The sequence below is a fragment of the Microvirga sp. P4_G7 genome (genome assembly GCF_056401005.1).
The window spans coordinates 1-754 of sequence record NZ_JBFUKD010001081.1 but is presented as its reverse complement, the minus strand read 5'-3'; the positions used below and the strand labels follow the sequence as shown (position 1 = coordinate 754).

The window sequence follows — 754 nt, the reverse complement described above, 5'->3', positions numbered from 1 at the left end:
AGGTGGCATCGGCACGGCCCTGCTTGCCTTCCTCATTCTCGTCAATCTTGCCCAGGTCGCTCTGAGCGTACGCTTGAGCTTCTTCGGGCGAGATCTCTACAACGCACTCCAGGAGAAGAATCCGGAAGCGTTCTGGTATCAGTTGCTTTGGGTCTTCGTGCCGTTCGTTACGATCTACGTGCTCATCGCGATGATCGAAATCGTCTCACAATACGTCCTGCGCATCCGTTGGCGCGCGTATCTCAACGGGCTCTACGTCCACGAGTGGCTGAGCGATGGAACGCATTACCGGATGCAGCTTCTGGGCCGCGAGACGGACAACCCCGACCAGCGTATCGCGTCCGACCTTCACAGCTACGTCGACCAGACCTATACGCTCTCGATCGGCCTGCTCAATCAATGCGCGACGCTCGTTTYGTTCATCGCAGTCCTGTGGGGATTGTCGCAAGGGTTCACGCTTCCGGGCACGGACGTCGTGGTGCCGGGGCTGCTGGTCTGGGTCTGTATCGCCTACGCGCTCCTGGGCACTTGGCTGACGCATGTCATCGGCCGCCCGCTGATCCGCCTTTATTTCCAGCAGGAGCAGGTGGAAGCGGATTATCGATTCTCGCTGGCACGCCTGCGCGAATACACGGAACAGGTCGCGCTGCTCGGCGGCGAGCGGGCGGAAGAGGAGGTGCTGCAAGGCCGGTTCGACATGATCGTGAAGAACTTCATGCAGATCGTGCGCAGGGTCATGCGGCTGACCGTATTC

1 protein-coding gene is annotated in these 754 nt (G+C 59.9%); it reads left to right on the top strand.

The genetic code is table 11. The annotated features are described in order from the left end of the window. Positions 1-754: SbmA/BacA-like family transporter (locus AC1DT3_RS23150; protein WP_477467500.1), on the top strand; the 754-nt coding region annotated here is incomplete at both ends.